This is a genomic window from Flavobacterium sp. GNP010, from assembly GCF_056428945.1.
Genome location: NZ_JBWJVK010000117.1, coordinates 1 through 1,392, shown reverse-complemented (window position 1 = coordinate 1,392; position 1,392 = coordinate 1). Strand labels below are relative to the sequence as shown.

1 protein-coding gene is annotated in these 1,392 nt (G+C 41.0%); it reads right to left on the bottom strand.

The genetic code is table 11. The features are described from left to right. Positions 1-1,392 (bottom strand): CLIPPER-2 domain-containing protein (locus AC061C_RS15760; protein ID WP_478291962.1); only part of this gene is annotated, 1,392 nt, incomplete at both ends.

The window sequence follows — 1,392 nt, the reverse complement described above, 5'->3', positions numbered from 1 at the left end:
GTTACACTTCCTAAATTGATATCGGCTTGTGTTAATCGATACACTCCTTGATAGGCAGTATTGTTTGTCGCTCCTACTGGTAATAAAGGTATGCTATTACCCGATAGTATCAAACCTGGTAGAACATCGGTTACTGTTACATTGCTTAACGACGTGTTTCCTAAGTTGCTTACCGCAAAGCTATAGGTTATACTCTCACCTGCTTGTGCAAAACCATCTCCATTTTCATCATTGAAAACAGCTGTTTTAATTATGGCTATTGCTGGCACTTCATTTACAACTACAGTAGCTTGGGCTGTACTACATCTCAACGGGTTAGAGCCTGTTTCACAAACTTGGTAGGTAATCGTGTAGGTTCCTGCTGTTGTATTAGGTGCTACTGTTAAGTTTCCATTTGCGTCTATACTTAATGGACCATTTGTTACTGATGTCACATCAGTATTGGCTGTGGTAGCTTGCATTCCATTAACAGTATCGTTTGCTAATACATTTCCACCTGTAGCTGAAAAGGCATCATTATTGGCTACAATTGTACTACTTACTACAACTGTTGCTGTAGCTCGTGTACAGTTCGATGGTTTTGCTCCTGCTTCACAAATCTCATATGTTATGGAGTATGTTCCACTTGGTGTGTTTGGCGCTACTGTTAAGTTTCCATCAATATCTATACTTAATGGGCCATTTGTTACTGGTGTCACATCAGTATTGGCTGTGGTAGCTTGCATTCCATTAACCGCATCATTTTCTATTACATTACCCCCTGTTGGCGGGAAGGTATTATTATTGGCAGTAATTAGGTTATTGATAACTACCGTTACTGTAGCTGTGGTGCAATTTGCAGGTGTCATTCCTGTTTGACAAATTTCATAAACAATAGTATAGGTACCACTTGGCGTGTTTGGTGCTACTGTAAGGTTTCCAGACGCATCTAAACTTAATGGTCCTGTGCTTACTGGCGTTACTACAATATTGGTCATCGTAGCGGGTGCGCCGTTGACACTGTCATTCCCTAACACATTCCCTCCTGTTGCTGTAAAAGTATCATTACTAGCAACTAATGGATTTACATAATTAACCGTTGCTGTAGCTGTTTTGCAATTTACTGGAATTGCACCTGCTTCGCAGATTTCGTATACTATCATGTACGTGCCTGATGGCGTGTTTGGAGCTACTGTCAAATTCCCGTCTGTATCAATACTCAATGGACCATTTGTCACTGGTGTCACGTCTGTATTGGCTGTAGTTGCTGGCACTCCGTTTATTGTATCGTTTGTAATTACACTACCACCTGCAGATCCTATTGTATCATTGTTGGCTACCAATGGATTGCTTACCACTACTGTTAGCGTAGCTGTAGCACAATTCGATGGGCTTACATTAACTCCTGTGGTC